17 protein-coding genes are annotated in these 19,287 nt (G+C 71.3%); 2 read left to right on the forward strand and 15 right to left on the reverse strand.

The genetic code is table 11. From position 1 onward, the window contains the following. Window positions 1-7 precede the first annotated feature (7 nt). From GKS42_RS21915 to GKS42_RS21945, 7 genes are all read right to left on the reverse strand, one after another. Complete coding sequence (locus GKS42_RS21915; protein WP_154795750.1) at window positions 8-1,609, reverse strand: FAD-dependent oxidoreductase; 1,602 nt, start codon at window positions 1,607-1,609, stop codon at window positions 8-10. After that, window positions 1,606-2,655, reverse strand: a complete 1,050-nt coding sequence (locus tag GKS42_RS21920) for a LacI family DNA-binding transcriptional regulator (protein WP_154795751.1) — start codon at window positions 2,653-2,655, stop codon at window positions 1,606-1,608. The genes GKS42_RS21915 and GKS42_RS21920 overlap by 4 nt, the downstream gene beginning before the upstream one ends. Next, on the reverse strand, window positions 2,652-3,740 hold the full coding sequence (locus GKS42_RS21925) for an ABC transporter ATP-binding protein (protein WP_154795752.1): 1,089 nt from the start codon (window positions 3,738-3,740) through the stop codon (window positions 2,652-2,654). Before GKS42_RS21925 ends, GKS42_RS21920 begins: the two co-directional genes overlap by 4 nt. Further along, window positions 3,737-4,777 carry an ABC transporter ATP-binding protein gene (locus GKS42_RS21930; RefSeq protein WP_154795753.1) on the reverse strand — a complete coding sequence of 347 codons (1,041 nt, stop codon included), beginning with the start codon at window positions 4,775-4,777 and terminating at the stop codon, window positions 3,737-3,739. Before GKS42_RS21930 ends, GKS42_RS21925 begins: the two co-directional genes overlap by 4 nt. Then, the gene (locus GKS42_RS21935) at window positions 4,774-5,685 is read right to left on the reverse strand and encodes an ABC transporter permease (RefSeq protein WP_154795754.1); all 912 of its coding nucleotides are present in this window, start codon (window positions 5,683-5,685) and stop codon (window positions 4,774-4,776) included. Before GKS42_RS21935 ends, GKS42_RS21930 begins: the two co-directional genes overlap by 4 nt. Window positions 5,686-5,692: 7 nt before the next feature. Further along, a complete protein-coding gene (locus GKS42_RS21940) occupies window positions 5,693-6,688 on the reverse strand; it encodes an ABC transporter permease (protein ID WP_154796900.1) in 996 nt (331 codons plus the stop codon). Between the two features lie 79 nt (window positions 6,689-6,767). Further along, a complete protein-coding gene (locus GKS42_RS21945) occupies window positions 6,768-8,411 on the reverse strand; it encodes an ABC transporter substrate-binding protein (RefSeq protein WP_232848132.1) in 1,644 nt (547 codons plus the stop codon). 328 nt (window positions 8,412-8,739) lie between these two features. On the opposite strand from GKS42_RS21945, the gene GKS42_RS21950 reads away from it, so the two are divergent. After that, complete coding sequence (locus tag GKS42_RS21950) at window positions 8,740-9,498, forward strand: SDR family NAD(P)-dependent oxidoreductase (protein WP_154795756.1); 759 nt, start codon at window positions 8,740-8,742, stop codon at window positions 9,496-9,498. Between the two features lie 16 nt (window positions 9,499-9,514). Here GKS42_RS21950 and GKS42_RS21955 read toward each other — a convergent pair whose 3' ends face one another. Genes GKS42_RS21955 through GKS42_RS21975 form a run of 5 tightly spaced genes read right to left on the reverse strand, consistent with a single transcriptional unit; the run spans window position 9,515 to window position 14,034 of the window. After that, complete coding sequence (locus tag GKS42_RS21955; RefSeq protein ID WP_154795757.1) at window positions 9,515-10,636, reverse strand: bifunctional 2-methylcitrate synthase/citrate synthase; 1,122 nt, start codon at window positions 10,634-10,636, stop codon at window positions 9,515-9,517. 47 nt (window positions 10,637-10,683) lie between these two features. After that, entirely contained in the window at window positions 10,684-11,577 is an 894-nt protein-coding gene (prpB, locus tag GKS42_RS21960; RefSeq protein ID WP_154795758.1) for a methylisocitrate lyase, read from the reverse strand. Beyond that, a complete protein-coding gene (locus GKS42_RS21965; RefSeq protein ID WP_154795759.1) occupies window positions 11,577-13,091 on the reverse strand; it encodes an MmgE/PrpD family protein in 1,515 nt (504 codons plus the stop codon). Before GKS42_RS21965 ends, prpB begins: the two co-directional genes overlap by 1 nt. Before the next feature lie 14 nt (window positions 13,092-13,105). After that, window positions 13,106-13,819, reverse strand: a complete 714-nt coding sequence (locus GKS42_RS21970; RefSeq protein WP_154795760.1) for a GntR family transcriptional regulator — start codon at window positions 13,817-13,819, stop codon at window positions 13,106-13,108. Between the two features lie 50 nt (window positions 13,820-13,869). Beyond that, window positions 13,870-14,034 (reverse strand): hypothetical protein, encoded by a 165-nt coding sequence (locus GKS42_RS21975; protein WP_154795761.1) that lies wholly within the window; start codon window positions 14,032-14,034, stop codon window positions 13,870-13,872. Between GKS42_RS21975 and GKS42_RS21980 the strand changes: the two genes are divergently transcribed. Continuing rightward, on the forward strand, window positions 14,033-15,910 hold the full coding sequence (locus GKS42_RS21980) for a S9 family peptidase (protein ID WP_154795762.1): 1,878 nt from the start codon (window positions 14,033-14,035) through the stop codon (window positions 15,908-15,910). The genes GKS42_RS21975 and GKS42_RS21980 overlap by 2 nt on opposite strands. A gap of 48 nt (window positions 15,911-15,958) precedes the next feature. Here the strand turns inward: GKS42_RS21980 and GKS42_RS21985 are convergent, their stop codons facing one another. The 3 genes from GKS42_RS21985 to GKS42_RS21995 all read right to left on the reverse strand — a co-directional run bounded on the left by GKS42_RS21985 (window position 15,959) and on the right by GKS42_RS21995 (window position 19,174). Further along, window positions 15,959-16,993, reverse strand: a complete 1,035-nt coding sequence (locus tag GKS42_RS21985; protein ID WP_154795763.1) for an aspartate-semialdehyde dehydrogenase — start codon at window positions 16,991-16,993, stop codon at window positions 15,959-15,961. Between the two features lie 2 nt (window positions 16,994-16,995). Then, window positions 16,996-18,267: an aspartate kinase gene (locus tag GKS42_RS21990; protein WP_154795764.1), complete on the reverse strand. Its 1,272-nt coding sequence runs from the start codon at window positions 18,265-18,267 to the stop codon at window positions 16,996-16,998. 88 nt (window positions 18,268-18,355) lie between these two features. Continuing rightward, a complete protein-coding gene (locus GKS42_RS21995) occupies window positions 18,356-19,174 on the reverse strand; it encodes a sulfite exporter TauE/SafE family protein (RefSeq protein ID WP_154796901.1) in 819 nt (272 codons plus the stop codon). Window positions 19,175-19,287 lie beyond the last annotated feature (113 nt).

A 19,287-nucleotide genomic window follows, 5' to 3' on the forward strand; every position in this document is an offset into this window, starting at 1 on the left:
GCGCGGGTCAGAAGGCCGGACCGGTCCGCCGGATGTCGTCCGGCCAGGCCGTGGTCACCCCGAGCGTGCCCTGCAACAGATCCTGGTAGTCGCCCCGGCTGGTGGCGTCGGCATGCACCTTGCGGGGGGCCACGCCCCGGTCCAGGCAGAACGCCACGAGCGCACCGACCGCCTCCCCGATCGACCACTCGACCGGGTGCAGGCGGTAGCAGCCGTTCGTGATGTGCGTGGTGCCGATGTTCTTGCAGGCCGGCAGCAGGTTGTCGACCCGGACCGGCAGGAGGGCACCGAGCGGGATCTGGAACGGGAAGCAGGCGATGTCCACATAGGTGCGCCCGGCGGTCGAGGGGTGCAGGTCGATCCGGTACTGGCCGATACCCACGGCGTCGTCGAACACCTCGGATCCCGCGCCCACCCCGCGAGCCTTGACGCCCACGTGCTGCTCCAGGACCGTGAACTCGGCCTCGATCCGGCGCGACTCGCGGATGTAGGCGGCCTTGGCCAGTCCGTCCGCGGTGCCGGTCACGTCGGGGCGCAGCCGCAGGCCCGGGTAGCCGGTGCCACCGTCCTCGCGTGGCGCGTCGGTCTGCATCCAGTACAGGAAGGACAGCGACAGCTCCCGGCTGGCCGCGAGGGCCTGCTCCTTCTCGGCTTCGCCGACGCCGAGGAGCGGCGCATCCCAGTAGTCGATCTGCGGCCAGTTCACCGTGGAGATGTCACGCAGGCCCGAGGCCGGGTCGAACTGCTCGGCGGCCAGGATCCGGCGGTAGCGCCACAGGTCGAACGGGACGCCGTCCGTCGGCTCGGACATGAAGATCGGCCGGTCCCGACGGGCCAGGAAGACGGGCTCCACGTCCACCCAGGACAGCTGCGGTCCGGGCCAGAAGTCGTCCACCTTCGTGGCCCAGTGGTGGTAGGACGCGGGGCGGTCGATCGTGTGGTCCTCCCCGGGCCGGTGCTCGAGCGCGAAGCACCAGGAGACCGCCTGCTGATCGAGTGGATCCGCCTCCTCGGGCGCATGGAGTTCGCCGGTGCGCTGACGAGACTCGGCGCCGATGACGTGTTCCACCCCGCCGAGCTCGAGCAGGTCCCCGAGTTCGGTGGCATCGACCACGAAGTCCGCGGTGACGGTCACCTCGTCGCCGGTGCGCTGATCGCGCAGCGTCACCGCGTCGATGAGGTCGCCGCCCGCGTGGACCGCCGTCGGGACGTGCTCCCGCAGCACCTCGATCGCTCCCGAGGCGCACCACGGAGCCAGCATCTCCTCGATGGCGGCCACCGCGACCCTGGGCTCGTGGCACAGCCGGGACACCTTGCCGAGCCCCGGGTTGAGCGCGGGGTCCTCGGCCGCGTCCGGTAGCAGCGGGTAGTTGCGCCGGTAGTAGTCACGGATCCGGCGCCGGAGCTCGGCGTAGCTCGGGGAGACGAGTTCGGACTCGATCCAGGCGTGCTCGTCGGGTGGCACGAGCTGGGCGGTCAGCTGCCCACCGAGCCAGTCGGTCTCCTCGGTGAGGACCACCCGCCGGCCCAGCTTGGCCGCGGTGAGCGCCGCGGCGACCCCGCCGAGCCCGCCCCCGACCACGAGGACCTCGGTTCGTCGTTCCGTCATTGATGTGCCTTCCGTTGTTTCGCATGGGTGATGGTGCTGCCGGGCGCCACGGAGCACGGCACCCAGGTCTGCTTCGGGCCGGTGTCGGGTTCCTCGACGAGCTCGATCAGCTGGTCCACGGCCCGGCGGCCGAGTTCGAGCCGAGGGATCACGAGGCAGTCCCAGGCCACCGCCGAGTCCGGTGCGCGGGTCTCGAGCACCGCGATGGAGACGTCCGCGGGCACGGTCAGGCCGCGGGCGGCGAGCGCGGCAGCCATCTGCTCGGCGAGCGACACGCTCTCCGCCACCACCGCCGTCGAGCCGCTGCGCAGCAGCTCCTCGACCGAGTCGTCATCGAAGCCCGATCGGCCCGCCGCGCCCGGCGAGTCGTCCCGCAGGCCCAGGTCCGCGAGCGCGGCCTGGTAGCCGGCCCGCCGGTCCTGGTAGGGCTCGTTGTCGTTCGGGTCCCGCAGGTAGGTGAACGTGCCGTGGCCGAGACCGGCCAGCTGGGCGACCACCTCGGCCGACGCGGTGCGATAGTCCGGGATGACGCACGAGATCTCGACCCCGGGCACGTCCCGCCGGCCGACGTGCACGAACGGGTAGCCGTCGCCGCTGAGGCGGGCCAGCTCGTGCGGATCGGACGCGACACCGAGCAGGATGCTGCCGTCCGCCATGCCGAGCCGGTTCATGCCCGAGTTGTAGACGGTGCCCGTCCCACTGCGGCCGGTGGCCGAGGTGAACAGGACCAGGTCGTTGCCGGTGGCCTCGGCCCGCTCCTCGATGCCGAGCAGGAAGTCCAGGTAGAACCCGTCCCTTGCCCACTGGAACAGCGGCTCGAACGCGTGCACCCCCAGCAGCGAGTTGCGCCGCCCGCGCAGGCTCCGGGCCGCCGGGTTCGGGACGTAGCCGAGTTCCCGCACCGCGGCCCGGATCCGCTCCGCCGTGACCGGGGGGATCCGGGTGAGGTCCCCGCTCACCACCCGGGACACCGCCGACTGTGAGACACCCGCCAGCCGCGCCACGTCCGACTGGCGCACCGGCCGGTCCCGGCGCGCCGTCGTCATGGTGCCGGCTCCGTGGTGGTCCGCCGGGCCAGCGCCGCCGAGTAGTTCTCCGCCCCGATCTCCTCGGCGCGGCCCTCCTCGTGCAGCCAGCACCGGGACCAGTGCCCGTCACCGAGATCGGTGCGGGGTGGCTCCTGGAGCGCGCATCGGCTCATCGCGAACGGGCACCTGGGGTGGAACCGGCACCCGGTCGGTGGCTCGATCAGGCTCGGCGGTTCACCGAGCGCCTCGGCGTCGGCGAACTGCTCGTCCCTTGACGTGGTGCCGACCCGGTCCGGGTCCGGTGAGGACTCCACGAGCAGCTTCGTGTACGGGTGCGCCGGCGCGCCGATGACCCGCTCCTTGGGACCGCCCTCGATCATCTGGCCGGCGTACATCACCACCACGTCGTCGCAGACGTAGCGGGCGCTGGCGATGTCATGGGTGATGTAGAGCATGGCCAGCCCCTCGTCACGGCTGAGCCGCCCGAGCAGGTTGAGCATCTCGAGGCGGATCGAGACGTCAAGCATCGAGATCGGCTCGTCGCCGAGCAGCACCTTGGGGGCCACCGCCAGCGCCCGGGCGATCACGACCCGCTGGCGTTGGCCGCCGGAGAGCTCGTGCGGGAACTTGTCGAGGAAGTCCGCGCCGGGGGTGAGGCTGACCCGCTCCAGCAGCCCGATCGCCCGCCGGCGTCGCTCCGCCCGGCCGGTCCGGCGGTCGTGGATGCGCAGGGCGCGGTCCAGGTTGTGCCACACCCGGTGCACCGGGTTCAGGGACCCGAACGGGTCCTGGAAGATCAGCTGGACCTTCTGGTGGTAGGCACGGCCGGCGGCAGCCTTGCCCACCGGGACGTCCTCGAGCCGGATCTCCCCTTCGGTCGGCTCGTAGAACCGCGCGAGCAGCCGGGCCAGTGTGGTCTTGCCGCTGCCGCTCTCCCCGACCACCGCGACGATCCGCCCCGCGTACAGGTCGATCGAGGCGTGTTCGACGGCACGCACCACGGAGGAGTCCCCCACCGCGTTGCGCACCACGAAGTGCTTGCTCACGTCGACGGCGGAGAGCACCGTGCCCTCGTCCGTGACGGTGGCTGTCGGGCTGCTCATGGGCGCTCCTCCTGGGTCAGCAGCAGGCACGCGGCCTCCTGTTCGGGCAAGGGTACGAGCACCGGCGTCGTGCTCACGCAGGCCTCCACCCGCACCGGGCACCGCGGATGGAACGGGCACCCGCTCGGCAGCCGGCGCAGGTCCGGCGGGCTCCCGGGGATGCCCTGGAGCGTGCGCAGCGGCGCGTGCAGCGGTGGGAACGAGTCCCTCAGCCCGCGCGTGTAGGGGTGCGCCGGCTCACGGTAGAGGGCCGCAGCGGTGCCCACCTCCACGATGCGCCCGGCGTACATGATGGCGATCCGGTCGGCCGCCTCCAGGAGCAGGGACAGGTCGTGCGTCACCATGATCACGGCGAAGCCCAGCTCCCGCCGCAGCCGGAGCACCTGGGCGAGGATCTGCCGTTGCATCACCACGTCGACGGCGGTCGTCGGCTCGTCCATCACCACCAGTTCCGGCTCGCACGCGAGGGCGAGCGCGATGGTGGCGCGCTGGCGCATCCCCCCGGACATCTCGTGCGGGAAGCTCCGGGCCCGATCCGCCGAGATGCCGACCATCGCGAGCAGCTCGGTGGTGCGGTCCCGTGCGCCGTTGCGCCCCAGGTCGGGGTAGTGGGTGCGCAGCACGTCGACGAACTGGTCGCCGAGCCGCATCACCGGGTTCAGCGCGTCCATCGCGCTCTGCAGCACGATGGACATGGTCGACCACCGCATCCGGCGCAGTTCCCGCGCGGACAGGCCCACCAGGTCGGTCCCCGGCCGGCCGTCCGCGGGGTGGAACGTGATGCTGCCGGACGTCGTCGTGGCCGGAGGCCGCTGCAGCCGGGTCAAGGCCGTGATCAACGTGGACTTGCCCGAGCCGGACTCGCCGGCGATGCCGAGGATCTCACCACGCCGCAGCGACAGGGTGACGTCCTTGCAGGCCGCGACCGCGCCGTCGGGCCCGATGTACTCGACCGTGAGGTCACGCACGTCGAGCACCACGTCGTTGGCCCTCCTGCCGGCGGCGGCCGGGGTCCGGGTCCGGGCGGGCGCGCTCATGCGGTCCTCGCATCGGCCGCGACGGCGCGCTCCACCCGGCGGGTACGCCGGACCACCCTGCGGGTGGCGGAGCGCAGCTTCGGGTTGGACAGCTCGTCGACACCGAAGTTCAGCATGGCCGCCGCCGTTCCGATCAGGGCGATGCACAGCCCCGGCGGAACGAACCACCACCACAGTCCCCGCAGCACCGCGCTCTGCGACTGCGCGGCCTGGATCATCGAGCCCCAGCTGATCGCCCCGGAGTCGGAGATGCCGAGGAAGGCCAGGCCCGCCTCGGCCAGGATCGCGCCGATCATCGCCGAGAGGAACATCGAGGCGATCCAGCCACCCAGGTGCGGCAGCACCTCGGCCCCGATCAGCCGCGGGTTGGACTCACCGAGCATGCGCATCGCGAGCACGAAGTCACGGTTGCGCACGCTCAATGTCTGCGCGCGCAGCGTCCGGGCACCGCCGGCCCAGCCGAACACCCCGATGATGATCGCGATCATCCAGAGCCCGGTGCCGCGCAGGTACCCGGAGACGATGAAGATCAGCGGAAGCACCGGCATCACCATGAAGAGGTTCGTGACGAAGTTCAGGATGTGGTCGGTGCGCCCGCCGAAGAAGCCGGCGGTGACACCGAACACGATCGCCAGCACGGTGCCGATGAGCGCCGCCAGGACCCCCACGAACATCGATCCGCGGGCTCCGGCGATCAGCTGGGCGAGGACGTCCTGCCCGAACTGGGTGGTCCCGAGCCAGTGCTCGGCGCTCGGCGGGGCCGCGATCGCGGAGATGTCGTTCGCGCGGGGATCGATCCCGAGGACGGTCCCGGTCAGCCAGGGACCGAACACGGCGAGGCCGACGAAGAACCCCACGACCACGAGCCCGAACCGGACCTTGGGATGGGACAGGAACGTTGTGTTCATGACGGCCTCAGCCCTGCTCGCGGACCCGGGGGTCCACGAACACGTAGACGGAGTCGGCGATGAGGTTCGCCACCAGGACGGTCAGTGCGATCAGCAGGAACACGCCCTGCATCACCGGGTAGTCACGCTTGGTCAGCGAGTCGTAGAGCAGGTAGCCGATGCCCGGGTAGCTGAACACGATCTCGGTCAGCAGGGCGCCGCCGATCACCCCGCCGAGGGCCAGTGCGAACCCCGTGAAACTGGGCAGCATGGCGTTGCGCGCGGCATAGCGCAGCACCACCCGGCTCGGGGCGAGACCCTTCGCCTGGGCGAGCAGCACGTAGTCCTCCCGGACCGTGGTGACCGTCATGTTGCGCATCCCCAGCAGCCAGCCCCCGAACGCGGAGAACACGATCGTGGCCGCCGGGAGGATGCCGTAGCGCAGCGCGCTCAGCCAGAACGCGGGACCCTCGAGGTCCGGGTCGTAGCCACCGGAGGACGGCAACCAGCGCAGCTCGAACGCGAACACCCACAGCGCGATCAGGGCCACCCAGAAGTACGGCACCGACGAGATGAACGTCGAGGCCGGGGTGACGATGGCGTCGAAGCGACCACCCGCCTTCCACCCCGTCAGCACCCCGAGACCCGTGCCGATCACGAACGCGAGCACCGTGGTGGTGCCGACGAGCATGAGGGTCCAGGGCAGCCCGGCCGCCACGAGGTCGGCAACCGGGGTGGGGAATCGGGAGATCGAGGTGCCCAGGTCGAACCGGGCCAGCTGACCGAGGTAGGCCACGTACTGCTCACCCAGGTTCGCGTCCGGATCGCCGAACAGCGTCTGGATGGAGACGAGGGTCTCGGGCGGGAGCTGGCGCCCACTGACCCGCTGCAGCTGGTCCACGATCGCGACCGACGGGTCGCCGGGCATCAGCCGCGGGAGCAGGAAGTTCAACGTGATCGCGGCCCAGGCAGCGGTCAGGTAGAACCCCAGCCGGCGGGCCAGGAAGGCCCACCGGCTCGGCACCCGGAGCCGGGTGGTGGGTGCGGCCGCTCCCACCAGCTGCGGTGCCACTGTCACGGCGCGTCCCCCGGCCGGCGTGCCGTCACGACTCCGCCCGGCTCAGGCCGAGCAGGGTCAGCGTGGTATCCGGGCCCTGCTGCGGGGACGGGATGTAGCTGAAGTCCTCGGGCGTCGGCCAGCCCGTCCACTCGCTCGCGTTGATGTCGATGAACCAGTAGCTCGTGTAGATCGGGCTGTACGGGACGCCCTCCACCACGATCTGCTGCATCTCGTGGCCCAGCTCGCGCAACTCCTCGGGATCCGCCGTGGATGCCATCCGGGCGATGACGTCGTCGGTGGCCGGATCGTTCCAGCGGCCGTAGTTGGTGGCCGCCTGTTCACCCTCGGGGGCCAGGTACTGCGAGCTCAGCCCGCTGTAGACCCCGTACACGCCGGCGCCGCCGGTGGCGTTGATCGTGATGTCGAACTGCCCGGTCTGCTGCTGCTCGAACAGGGCGGCGCCCGGCGCCCCGGCCGGCGTGACCTCGAGGCCGAGGTTGTCCCGCCAGCTGTTGATCATGATGTCCGCGTAGGCCTCCCAGCCGAAGTCGGTGTTGAAGGAGATCGTCGGGTTGTAGACCTGCCCCTCCCGCACCAGGGCACCGCCCTCGACGGTGAAGCCGGACTCGGCCAGCTCGGCCAGCGCGCCGTCGACGTCGACCTCCTGCACCAGGCCCTGGTACTCCGGCAGCAACCAGTCGGCGTAGACGCCGTCGACCAGCCCGGTGGGTCCGGCCTCGGTGCCCGGCCGGTTCAGCGTCGCCACGATGTCCGAGCGCGGGATCGTCATCGCGAGCGCGCGGCGCACGTGGACGTCGTCGAACGGGGCGCGGCCGGTGTTGAAGATCGCGGAGAACGCACCACCGGTGGCGTAGAGCTGATAGTGGTTCACCTCGGGGTCGAGGGCGACGAACTCGTCCTCCCCGTTCGCCCAGGACACGGTGCCCCATTGGACGTCGCCGCTGAGCAACTGCGCCTTCACGGTGTCCTGGGTGACCGGCACCACCTTCACGGTCTGCACCTCGAAGGTCCCGCCCCAGTAGTCGTCACGGGCCTCGAACGTGACCTGCTGCGGCGAGAAGGCCGCCACGGTGAAGCCGCCGGTGCCCACCGGTTCAGGGTTGGTCCAGGTGGTGAGGTCCTGCTCGCTCCAGATGTGCTCGGGCACGATCTGCAGGTTCGCGAACTGGTTCAGTGAGCTGTAGGAGGCGGCCGGGTAGGTGACCAGGACCTCGTGTTCCGAGACCGCCTCGACGGATTCATAGGTGGCGCCGGTGGCGTTCAGCTCGGCGTGCTCGAGTGGGATCGAGAGCGAGAAGGCGACGTCCTCGGCGGTCATCGGCTCGCCGTCGGAGAACGTGACGTCGTCCCGCAGCGCGAACGTCACCTCGGTCCCGTCCGGGGAGAACGTCCAGGACTCGGCCAGCCACGGCACGAGGTTCCCGCCGTCGCTGTAGTCGATGCGGACCAGGGGCTCGTAGACGAGCGCACTGTTCGGCGACTTGTCCGTCGCCGGGGAGTACACGTTGTAGTTGAGCGTGTAGGTGGTGCCGCCGTCCGTATTGCCGTAGACCAGTGCCGGGACGCTCTCGTCGGAGCCGCCCGTGCCGTCCGGGTCGGCCACCGTGTTCGGCGAGCAGGCCGCCACGAGTGCCGCCGTGATGCCGAGGGGCAGAGCCACCCTCATGATCCTGTGCTTGATGCGCATGAGAACTCTCTCGTCGTCGAGGTCGATCAGTCGATGCGCCGCGATGGATCAGGGGTTTGCTCATTCGTATGCCCACCGCAGCACGAAGCACCAACCTTCGGTGGTACTACGTATGCGCAGACCATAGTTCGGAACCGCAGAGGACGTCAAGGACGAGTTTGCGGCGAGAGCCCGGGGTCCCGCCGCCGGCGGCGTCGCTTCGTCCTTCACTCCGCTCGCACGTCTCACACCCGGGACCAGATACCCAGGCGGCGCGGAGCCCCCGCACCTAGCCTTGAGGTGGGGACCTCAACGACAGGAGAACGCGATGACTGACCTTCCATTCGGCGATCGGGTTGCGATCGTGACCGGCGGCGGTTCCGGGCTGGGCGAGGCGATCGCGAAGGAGCTCGCCGCCGGCGGTGCCGCCGTGGTGGTCAGCGACCTGAACCCCGACGGCGCGGCCCGGGTCGCCGAGGAGATCGTTGCGGACGGTGGCACGGCGTCCCCGTTCGCACACGACGTGGCGAGCGCGGACACCTCGCGCGCCCTCGTGGCGCACGCGGTGACCACCTACGGCGGCCTGCACCTGGCCGTGAACAACGCCGGGATCGGCGGCGCGCAAGCACCCGTCGGGGAGGTCGACCTGACCGACTGGAACCGGGTCATCGACATCAACCTGAACGGCGTCCTGTACGGGATGCGGTACCAGATCCCGGAGTTGCTCAAGGATCCGGGGCGCAGCGCGATCGTGAACATGGCCTCGATCCATGGCGCCGTGGCGGCACCCGGCAATGCCGCCTACACCGCGGCCAAGCACGCCATCGTGGGGCTCACCAAGAACGCGGCCGCGGAGTACGGTCCGGCGGGTCTGCGGGTCAACTGCGTCGGCCCGGCGTACATCGACACCCCGCTCCTGCTGGACCTGCCCGACGAGTTCCGCGCCGCCCTGATCGGCAAGCACCCGCTCGGCCGGCTCGGCCTGCCCGAGGAGGTCTCGGCGCTGGTGTGCTTCCTGCTCTCGGACCGGGCCAGTTTCATCACCGGGAGCTACCACCTGATCGACGGCGGCTACACGGCCGTGTAGGCCGCCTGCCGGGCGCTCAGGCTCGCGTGGGCACGTCCCGCTGGTCCGGTCCGACGTACTCGCTCAGCGGCCGGATCAGCGCGTTCGAGGCGGCCTGCTCCATGATGTGCGCGGTCCACCCGGTCACCCGGGACGCCACGAACAGCGGCGTGAACGTCGGGGTGTCGAAGCCCATCAGGTGATAGGCGGGTCCGGCCGGGTAGTCAAGGTTCGGCTTGATGTTCTTGCGCTCACCCATGGCCTTCTCGAGCGTCGTGTACAGGTCGCCGAGGTCGGGCCGGTCGTAGTGGGCCACCAGGTCGTCCAGGACGGACTTCATCGTCGGCACCCGGGAGTCGCCGTTCTTGTAGACCCGGTGCCCGAAGCCCATGATCTTCTTCTTGTGCGCGAGCGCATCCTCGAGCCAGGCCTCGGCGGCGTCGGCGGACCCGATCTCGTCGAACGTGGCCATCACGGCCTCGTTCGCGCCGCCGTGCAGCGGCCCCTTGAGCGCACCGATCGCCCCGACGACGGCCGAGTGCAGGTCCGCCAGCGTGGAGGTGATCACCCGGGCGGTGAAGGTGGAGGCGTTGAAGGAGTGCTCCGCGTAGAGCACCATCGACACCTCGAACGCGCGCACCACCTCCGGCTCGGGGACCTCCCCGAACGTCATGTACAGGAAGTTCTCGGCGTAGCCGAGGTCCTCGCGCGGCGGCACGAGCTCCTGGCCGCGGCGGCGGCGCTGGTCGAATGCGACGACGGCGGGGAGCTGGGCGAACAGGCGCAGGGACTTCGCGAGGCTCGCCTCGGGCGAGGGGTCCTCGGCGGCCGGGTCGTGCGCGCCGATCACGGAGACGGCGGTGCGGCACACGTCCATCGGGTGGCAAGTGGTGGGCAGGGACGTGATGACGTCCACGACGCCGTCGGGCAGGGCCCGCTGGGCGCGCTCGGCATCGTTCTGCGCCGCCAGCTCGGCCTCGGTGGGCAGCTCGCCGTGCCAGAGCAGGTAGGCGACCTCCTCGAACGAGCAGTGCGCGGCGAGGTCTTGCACGGGGTAGCCGCGGTAGAGCAGCGAGTTGGTCTCGGGGTTGACCTTGGAGATGGACGTGACGTCGACGACGACCCCGGCCAGCCCCTTCTTGATGTCGGTCTCGGTCATGGTGTGTCCTCCATCGTCGGTGGATCGGTGCTGCTGGGGTGCCCGGCTCAGGGCCGGTACGTGAAGATCTCGGAGTCGAACTCGTTGTAGCCGGCGTAGTCGAGGAGCTCGTAGAGCCGGGCGCGGGTCTGCATCCGGGGCACCGCGCCGGCCTGGGTGCCGGCCGCCACGATCTCGTCCAGGCCCCGCTCGGCCTCCCCCATCGCCAGCCGCAGCAGGGTGACCGGGTAGATCACGATGCGCACCCCGGCGGAGGCGAGCTGGGCGGTGCTGAACAGCTCGGACTTCCCGAACTCGGTCATGTTCGCGAGCACGGGCACATCCACCGCGGACGCCACGGCCTCGAACTCGCCGAGGTCGGCCATCGCCTCCGGGAAGATCGCGTCCGCGCCGGCGTCCACCAGCGCCTTGGCGCGGTCGATCGCGGCGTCGAGTCCTTCGATGGCGCGCGCGTCGGTGCGGGCCATGATGAGGAAGTCCGGGTCCCGGCGGGCGTCGGCGGCCGCGCGGATCCGCTTGACCGCGTCACCGAGCCCCACCACGGACTTGCCGTCCAGGTGCCCGCACCGCTTCGGGTTGACCTGGTCCTCGATGTGGGCGCCGGCGAGCCCGGCGTCCTCGAGGACCTGGATGGTGCGCGCAACGTTCATCGGTTCGCCGAAGCCGGTGTCCGCGTCCACGATCGCGGGCAGGTTCGTCATCCGGGCGATCTGCCCGGAGCGGGCCGCGACCTCGGTCAGCGTGGTCAGACCGATGTCCGGCAGGCCGAGGTCGGCCGAGAGCACGGCCCCGGAGATGTAGACCCCCTCGAATCCCTTCTCCTCGATCAGCCGTGCCGAGAGCGGGTTGAACGCCCCTGGCAGGCGCAGCAGGTCCGGGCCGGCAAGGGCCTCGCGCAGCCGGCGCCGCTTGTCGGACGCACTGGTGGGTGCGTGCAGCATCAGAACAGGCCCTTCGGCGAGCGCACCGTGCCGAGCAGCCCCGACCGGGCCACCACGGTGAGCTGGGACAGCTGGCCCGGCTCGAGCTCCGGCAGCCGGGCCGCGACCGCGAGGAACCGGTCGATCTCGGCCGGCTCGAGGACGCCGTCGGCCAGGGTCCGGAACTTCTCCACGTACTGCGCACGCTCGAACGGACGGGCGCCGAGCGGGTGGGCGTCGGCCACGGCGATCTCCTCGACGATCCGCTGCCCGTCGACTGTGGTGATCTCCATCCGGCCCCCGAACGCCTTCTCGGCCGGGTCGGTGGAGTGGTAGCGGCGGGTCCACTCGGGGTCCTCGGCCGTGGTGATCTTGCGCCACAGGTCCACCGTGTCCGGGCGGTTGGCCCGCTCCGGGGCGTAGGAGCGCTCGTGGTGCCAGGCGCCGTCCTGGAGCGCCACCGCGACGATGTACGGGATCGAGTGGTCGAGCGTCTCGCGGGTGGCCGACGGCGAGTACTTCTGCGGGTCGTTCGCGCCCGAGCCGATCACGTAGTGGGTGTGGTGGCTGGTGTGGATCACGATCGAGGCGATCCGGCCGGGGTCGGCCAGCTCGGGGCGGGTCCGGTGCAGCCGCCGGGCCAGGTCGATGAGCGCCTGCGACTGGTACTCCGCCGAGTGCTCCTTCGTGTAGGTGTCGAGGATCCCGGTGCGCGGCTCCCCCGGGCGGGGCAGCGGCACGTCGTAGGTCGCGTCCGGGCCGTCGAGGAGCCAGGCGATGACGCCGTCCTCGCCCTCGTAGATCGGCTCGGGGGACGTCTGACCGCGCATCGCCCGGTCCACGGCCTCGATCGCGAGCTTGCCGGCCAGGGCGGGCGCGTAGGCCTTCCAGGTCGAGATCTGGCCCTTGCGGGACTGCCGGGTCGCGGTCGTGGTGTGCAGGGCCTGCCCGATGGCCTGGAAGATCGTCTCGGTGTCCAGCCCGAGCAGGGTGCCGATCCCGGCGGCGGCGCTCGGCCCGAGGTGGGCCACGTGGTCGATCTTGTGCTTGTGCAGGCTGATCGCCCGGACCAGGTCCACCTGGATCTCGTACCCGGTGGTGATGCCGCGGACCAGGTCCGCGCCGGAGGCGCCGGCATGCTGGGCGACGGCCAGGATGGGCGGGATGTTGTCACCCGGGTGGGAGTACTCGGCGGCCAGGAACGTGTCGTGGTAGTCGAGCTCGCGCACCGCGACCCCGTTCGCCCACGCTGCCCACTCGGGGCTGACCCGCAGGTCCGGGCTGCGCCCGAACACCGTCGATCCGGGCGTGTACGGATGCGCGAGGGCCTGCGAGCGCGCCGCCACCACCGGGGCCCGCAGCAGCGAGGCGGTCGCGACCGCGGCGTTGTCGATCACCCGGTTGATGATCATCTCGGTGACCTCCCCGGTCACCGGCACCGGGTCTGCGGCGAGTTCCGCCAGCTTCCAGGCGAGCTGCTCGGAGCGGGGCAGGTCCTCGTCGCTGCGGTGGGTGCGTACCTGGTGGGTGATCATGGGCGTCTCCGATTTCACGCGGTGGGTGCGTCGACCGATGGCGCGGACGGCGCCGTCGGTGCTGGTGCGGTCAGTGCCGGTCGCGGCGGGGCGGTCTCGTAGGTGTGCAGGATGTGGCCGAGGCTCGCGCGCAGGTGCACGAGGGTGGCGCTCGATGCGAGTTCGGCGTCCCCGTCAAGGATGGCCCGGGCCACGCCTCGGTGCTCGCCGACGGACTCCAGCAGCCGGGCCGGGTGGTCCCGGGCCACCCGCCGCAGCCGCCGCAGGTGCAGCCGAACCCCGTCGAGCGACTGGGTCAGGAACCGGCTCGCCGCGGCCGCGTCGATGGCGTCGTCGAGGCGCTGCACCAGGTCGTAGTAGGCGGCCCGGTCCTCCGGTCCGCCGAGGTCGAGGTCGACGGCGGCGCCCAGGTCCGCGACGAGCGTCCGGAACGGTCCTGGGTCGCGTCGCTCGGCCGCGAGCCGGGCAAGCCGGGTCTCGACGGCGATGCGCAGGTCGAACAGGTCGCTCACGTCCGCGGGCGCCAGGTCGGTCACGACGGCGCCGCGGGCGCCGGCGCCACGCACCAGACCGTCGGCGGCGAGCCGGGCGAGTGCCTCGCGGACGGGGGTGCGGGAGACACCCAGCCGCAACGCCTGCTCCACCTCGCCGAGCGGTGTCCCGGGCGGCAGCCGCCAGTCGAGGATGTCCTCACGGAGCGCGACGTAAGCACGTGAACCAGCCCGCATCGCGTCGCCCTCCTTGGTCAGATCTTGACCACAGCGTATACACGAGAGCCTCATCTGACCAGCGGATGGCGAAAAACGGAATCCAATGTATACAACACCGGATTCAATTCGGGCGGTCGCGGAGCCAACCCGACGATCCGCCGCACCGGTCGCGCGGGTTTGGCCACCTCGAGCACGGCAACCCCGCCGGCGCCGTGGTCGTAGGCTGCGAGCATGCCGATCGATCGTGCCATTGGCCGCGCCCACCGGGCCGCCGACCGCGCCAGCCGAGTCCCTGGGGACACCGCCGAGGCATGGCCCCCGCCACCGTGGGAGGAGCGCTTCCGCGCCCGCCGGGTGGGCCTGCCCGAATGGGCCCGGGGCAACCCGGACCGGGCGGTGGTCATCGCCACCGCGGGCGGGGCGCAGCAGGTGCACTCCTGGACCGTCTCCACCGGCGCCCTGGTGCGGGCGACGGATCGCCCGCACGGCACCACCGACGCGACGATCGACCCCACGGGGGCGTGGATCTGGTGGTTCGACGACACCGACGGTGACGAGTTCGGCACCTGGCGCCGGCAGCCGTTCGCCTCGACGGTGACGCGCCGGCCCGAGCACCCCATCAGCCTGCCGCCCGCCTACGCGGCCGGACTCCTGCTCCACGACGACGGCACGGCCGTCATCGGCCGCAGCGACGACGCCTACGGAACCCAGGTCCACGCCGTCCGCGCCGGGGTACCCGACGCCGTGCCGGTGCCGCTGTACCACCACGCCCAGGACGCGGAGGCCGCGGCCCTGAGCCGCGACGGCAACCTGGTCGCCGTCGAGCACAGCGAGCGCGGCGACAACCGCCACCCGGCGATCCGCGTGCTCTCCGTGGACAACGGCGCCCGGGTCGCCGACCTCGACGACGGGCCGGGCCTCGGGCTCTGGGCGATCGCGTTCGCGCCGCTGCCCGGGGACCCGCGGCTCCTGGTGCGGCACGAGCGCTCCGGCGCCACCCGGCTGCTGATCTGGGACGTGCGCACCGGCCTGATCCGGCCGATCGACCCGGGCCTGCCGGGCGACGTCGCCGATGCGGACTTCTTCCCCGACGGGCGCTCCCTGCTGATCGCCCAGGACCACGAGGCGCGCACCCTGCTGTTCCGCTACGACCTCCAGGACGGCTCCGTACGCCAGGTGGGTTCCGCCGTCGGCACGGTCTCCGGGGCCACGCCCCGGCCGGACGGCGACGTCTGGATCGCGCGCTCGTCGGCCGCCGAGCCGCGCGAGGTGATCTCGGCTGCCACCGGAGCCGCCCTGATCACGTTGAACGGGCCGCGGCCGCCGGCGTCCGTGCCGGTCGAGGACGTCTGGGCGGACGGCCCAGGCGGACGCATCCACGGCCTGCTGCGCCGCCCGTCGACCGGCACCGCCCCCTACCCGGTGGTCGTGGACGTGCACGGTGGCCCCACCTGGCACGACTCGGACTCCTTCGACCCGTACGCGGCGGCGTGGACCGATCACGGTTTCGCGGTCCTGAAGGTGAACTACCGCGGCTCCACCGGGTACGGCTCGGCGTGGCGGGACGCGCTCGAGGCGAAGGTCGGCTTCACCGAGCTCGCGGACATCGCCGCCGTGCACGACGCCCTGGTCGCGGACGGCACGCTCGACGCGAACCGGTCGGTGCTGGTCGGTGCCTCGTGGGGCGGGTACCTGACGCTGCTCGGGCTCGGCACCCAGCCGGAGCGGTGGACCCTCGGCGTGGCCGGGGTGCCGGTCGCCGACTACATCGCCGCCTACGAGGACGAGATGGACAGCCTGAAGGCGTTCGACCGGTCCCTGTTCGGCGGCTCACCGGAGCAGGTGCCGGACGCCTACCGGGTCTCCTCGCCGCTGACCTACGTCGACGCGGTCCGGGCCCCCGTGCTCATCCTCGCGGGGCAGAACGACCCGCGGTGCCCGTACCGGCAGGTCGAGAACTACGTGACCGCGCTGCGCGGCCGCGGCGCCACCGTGGAGACCTACACCTACGACGCCGGCCACGGGTCCCACGTGGACCACGAGCGGGTGCGGCAGATGCGCGCCGAGCTCGAGTTCGTGCTCCGGCACCTGCCGGGCGCGCGGGCCTGACAACGGCTGGTGGTGGGCGGCCTCTCGCGGCCGCCGACCACCGAAGCCTCAGCGGGCCGCGAGCAGCTCCGCGATCTGGATCGTGTTCAGCGCGGCACCCTTGCGCAGGTTGTCGTTCGAGACGAACAGGGCGAGGCCGCGTCCGTCCGGCACGCCCGGGTCCTGACGGATCCGGCCGACGAAGCTCGGGTCCTGACCGGCTGCCTCGAGCGGGTTCGGCACCTCGGAGAGCTGCACGCCGGGCGCGGCGGCGAGGATCTCGGTGGCCCGGGCCACGCTGAGCGGCTGCGCGAACTCGGCGTTGATGGACAGCGAGTGCCCGGTGAACACCGGCACCCGCACGCAGGTGCCGGAGACCAGCAGTTCGGGCAGGCCGAGGATCTTGCGGGACTCGTTGCGCAGCTTCTGGTCCTCGTCGGTCTCACCGGAGCCGTCGTCGACCAGGTTGCCGGCGAGCGCGACCACGTTGAAGGCGATCGGTGCCACGTACTTGTTCGGCTCGGGGAAGGTGACCGCCTTCCCGTCCTGGGCCAGCGCCTTGGTGTCCTGCCCGACGGCGGCCCGGATCTGGGAGTCGAGCTCTTCGACGCCGGCGACGCCGCTGCCGGAGACCGCCTGGTAGGTGGACACGATGAGGCGCTGCAGGCCGGCCTCGTCGTGCAGGGCCTTGAGCACCGGCATCGCGGCCATCGTGGTGCAGTTCGGGTTCGCGATGATGCCCTTGCGCGCATCCGCGATCGCCTCGGGGTTCACCTCGGAGACCACCAGCGGCACGTCCGGGTCCATCCGGAACGCCGAGGAGTTGTCCACCACGGTCACCCCGGCCGCGGCGAACCGCGGGGCCTGGGTCCGGGAGGTGCTCGCACCGGCGGAGAACACCGCGATGTCCAGGTCGGAGACGTCCGCGGTGGCGGCGTCCTCGACCACGATGTCCTCGCCCTTCCAGGGCAGGGTGGTGCCGGCCGAGCGGGCGGACGCGAAGTACCGCACCGCGTCCGCCGGGAAGTCACGTTCCTCGAGCAGCCGGCGCATCACGGCGCCCACCTGCCCGGTGGCGCCGACGACGCCGATCCGTACGCCCATGCTCAACGCCCCGTTCCGCCGTAGACCACGGCCTCGACCTCGTCGGCGTCCAACCCGAACGCCGTGTGCACCGCGCGGACCGCCGGCTCCAGGTCCTCGCTGCGGGTGACCACCGAGATCCGGATCTCCGAGGTGGAGATCATCTCGATGTTGATGCCGGCGTCCCGGAGGGCACCGAAGAGCCGCGCGGAGACCCCCGGGTGGGAGCGCATCCCGGCACCGACCAGGGACAGCTTGCCCACGCCCTCGTCGTAGTTGAGGCTCTGGTAGCCGAGCTCGGCGGCCGTCGCCTCGAGTGCCTCCTTCGCCGCCTTCGACTGGTCGGTCGGAAGGGTGAAGGAGATGTCGGTCCGGCCGGTCTCCTGCTCGGACACGTTCTGCACGATCATGTCGATGTTCACGCCCGCGGCCGCGACGGCCTCGAACAGCTGCGCGGCCTTGCCCGGCACGTCCGGGACGCCGACGACGGTGACCTTGCCCTGGGAGCTGTCGTGGGCCACGCCGGAGATGATGGGGTTTTCCATTGGTCCTTCTTCGGGGTCTGCGTCGGTCACGAGCGTGCCCTCGTTGAGCGAGAACGAACTGCGCACGTGAATGGGAACGCCGTAGCGGCGGGCATATTCCACGGCCCGCAGGTGCAGGATCTTCGCGCCGTTGGCCGCCATCTCGAGGGTCTCCTCGGTGGTGATGCGGTCGATCCGGCGCGCGGCCGGCACGATCCGCGGATCGGCGGTGAACAGGCCGTCGACGTCGGTGTAGATCTCACACACGTCGGCGCCGAGCGCGGCAGCCAGTGCCACCGCGGTGGTGTCCGAGCCGCCGCGGCCGAGGGTGGTCACGTCGTTGGTGTGCTGGGTGACGCCCTGGAAGCCCGCGACGATGGCCACGGCGCCGCCCTCGAGGACCCGCTGGATCCGGCTGGGCGAGACGTCGATGATGCGGGCGTTGCCGTGTGAGGTGTCGGTGATGACCCCCGCCTGCTGGCCGGTGAACGCCTGCGCATCCGTGCCGAGCTCATGGATCGCGATGGCGAGCAGCGCCATCGAGATCCGCTCGCCCGCGGTCAGGAGGATGTCCATCTCCCGGTTCGGCGGGCTGTCGGAGATCGCGGCGGCGAGGTCGAGCAGTTCGTCCGTGGTGTCGCCCATGGCGGAGACCACCACGACCACCTCGTTGCCGGCGGTCTTGGTCTCGGTCACCCGTTTGGCCACGCGCTGAATGCTGGCCGCGTCAGCGACCGACGATCCGCCGAACTTCTGGACGATGAGTGCCACGGAGGCTCCGATGGGGGTGGGAAATTGGAACGCCTGATTCTAGATCGGACCAGTGGGTGGACACGCTTGCGTCCGCATCCCGAAACCGTCAGTTGCCGCTGACGACGTCCCAGGTGAGCTTGATGATGAGGGCGGCGACCACCACGAGGAACGCGATCCGGATGAACCCGCTGCCCTTGGCCACGGCCATCCGGGCGCCGAGGTAGGCGCCGAGGATGTTCGCCGCGCCGACCACGATCCCGATCCCCCAGAGCACCGCGCCGTACGGCACGAAGAACACCAGCGCGCCGAGGTTGGTGGCGAAGTTCACGATCTTCGCGAGCGCGCTCGCCGGCAGGAAGGCGTAGCCGAGCACGCTGACCAGGCTGATGACCAGGAAGCTGCCGGTACCGGGGCCGAGGAGCCCGTCGTAGGCACCGATCGCGAGGCCGAGCGCGACGGCCGCGCCGTAGTGCCGGTTCCCGCTCCAGCGCAGGTCCGTCACGGCCCCGAGCTTGGGCTTGGCCGCGGTGTAGATGGCGACGAGGATCAGCACCACGATGATGATCGGGCGCAGGGCCTGTTCGGGGATGTTCGAGGCCAGCGCCGCGCCGCCGACCGCCGCGACGAAGGCGGCGATCGCCATCGGCGCCGCCGTTCGCATGTCCGGATGGACCCGCCGGTAGTAGGTGATGGAACTGGTGGACGTGCCCATGATCGAGCCGACCTTGTTCGTGGCCAGAGCCTGCACGGCGGTGATGTCCGGGACGAACAGCAGCAGGGCCGGGAGCTGGATCAGGCCGCCGCCGCCGACCACGGCGTCGACCCAGCCGGCCGCGAACCCGGCCAGCACGAGCAGCGCGATCACGCCGAGCGTCAGTTCGAGGCCACCGGTCCCCGGGAGGGTGATCGTGGCATCGGCGAGCATCGGGGCGTCGGGCACGGAGCAGGTCTACCACCTCCGCTCGCCCGCCGCCGAGCCGGTCCGAACCGCGGGGCACACGATCCGGACACAGGACCCACGCAGGGCACGCCGCCGAT

The organism is Occultella kanbiaonis (assembly GCF_009708215.1).
Taxonomy (GTDB): Bacteria; Actinomycetota; Actinomycetes; order Actinomycetales; family Beutenbergiaceae; genus Occultella; species Occultella kanbiaonis.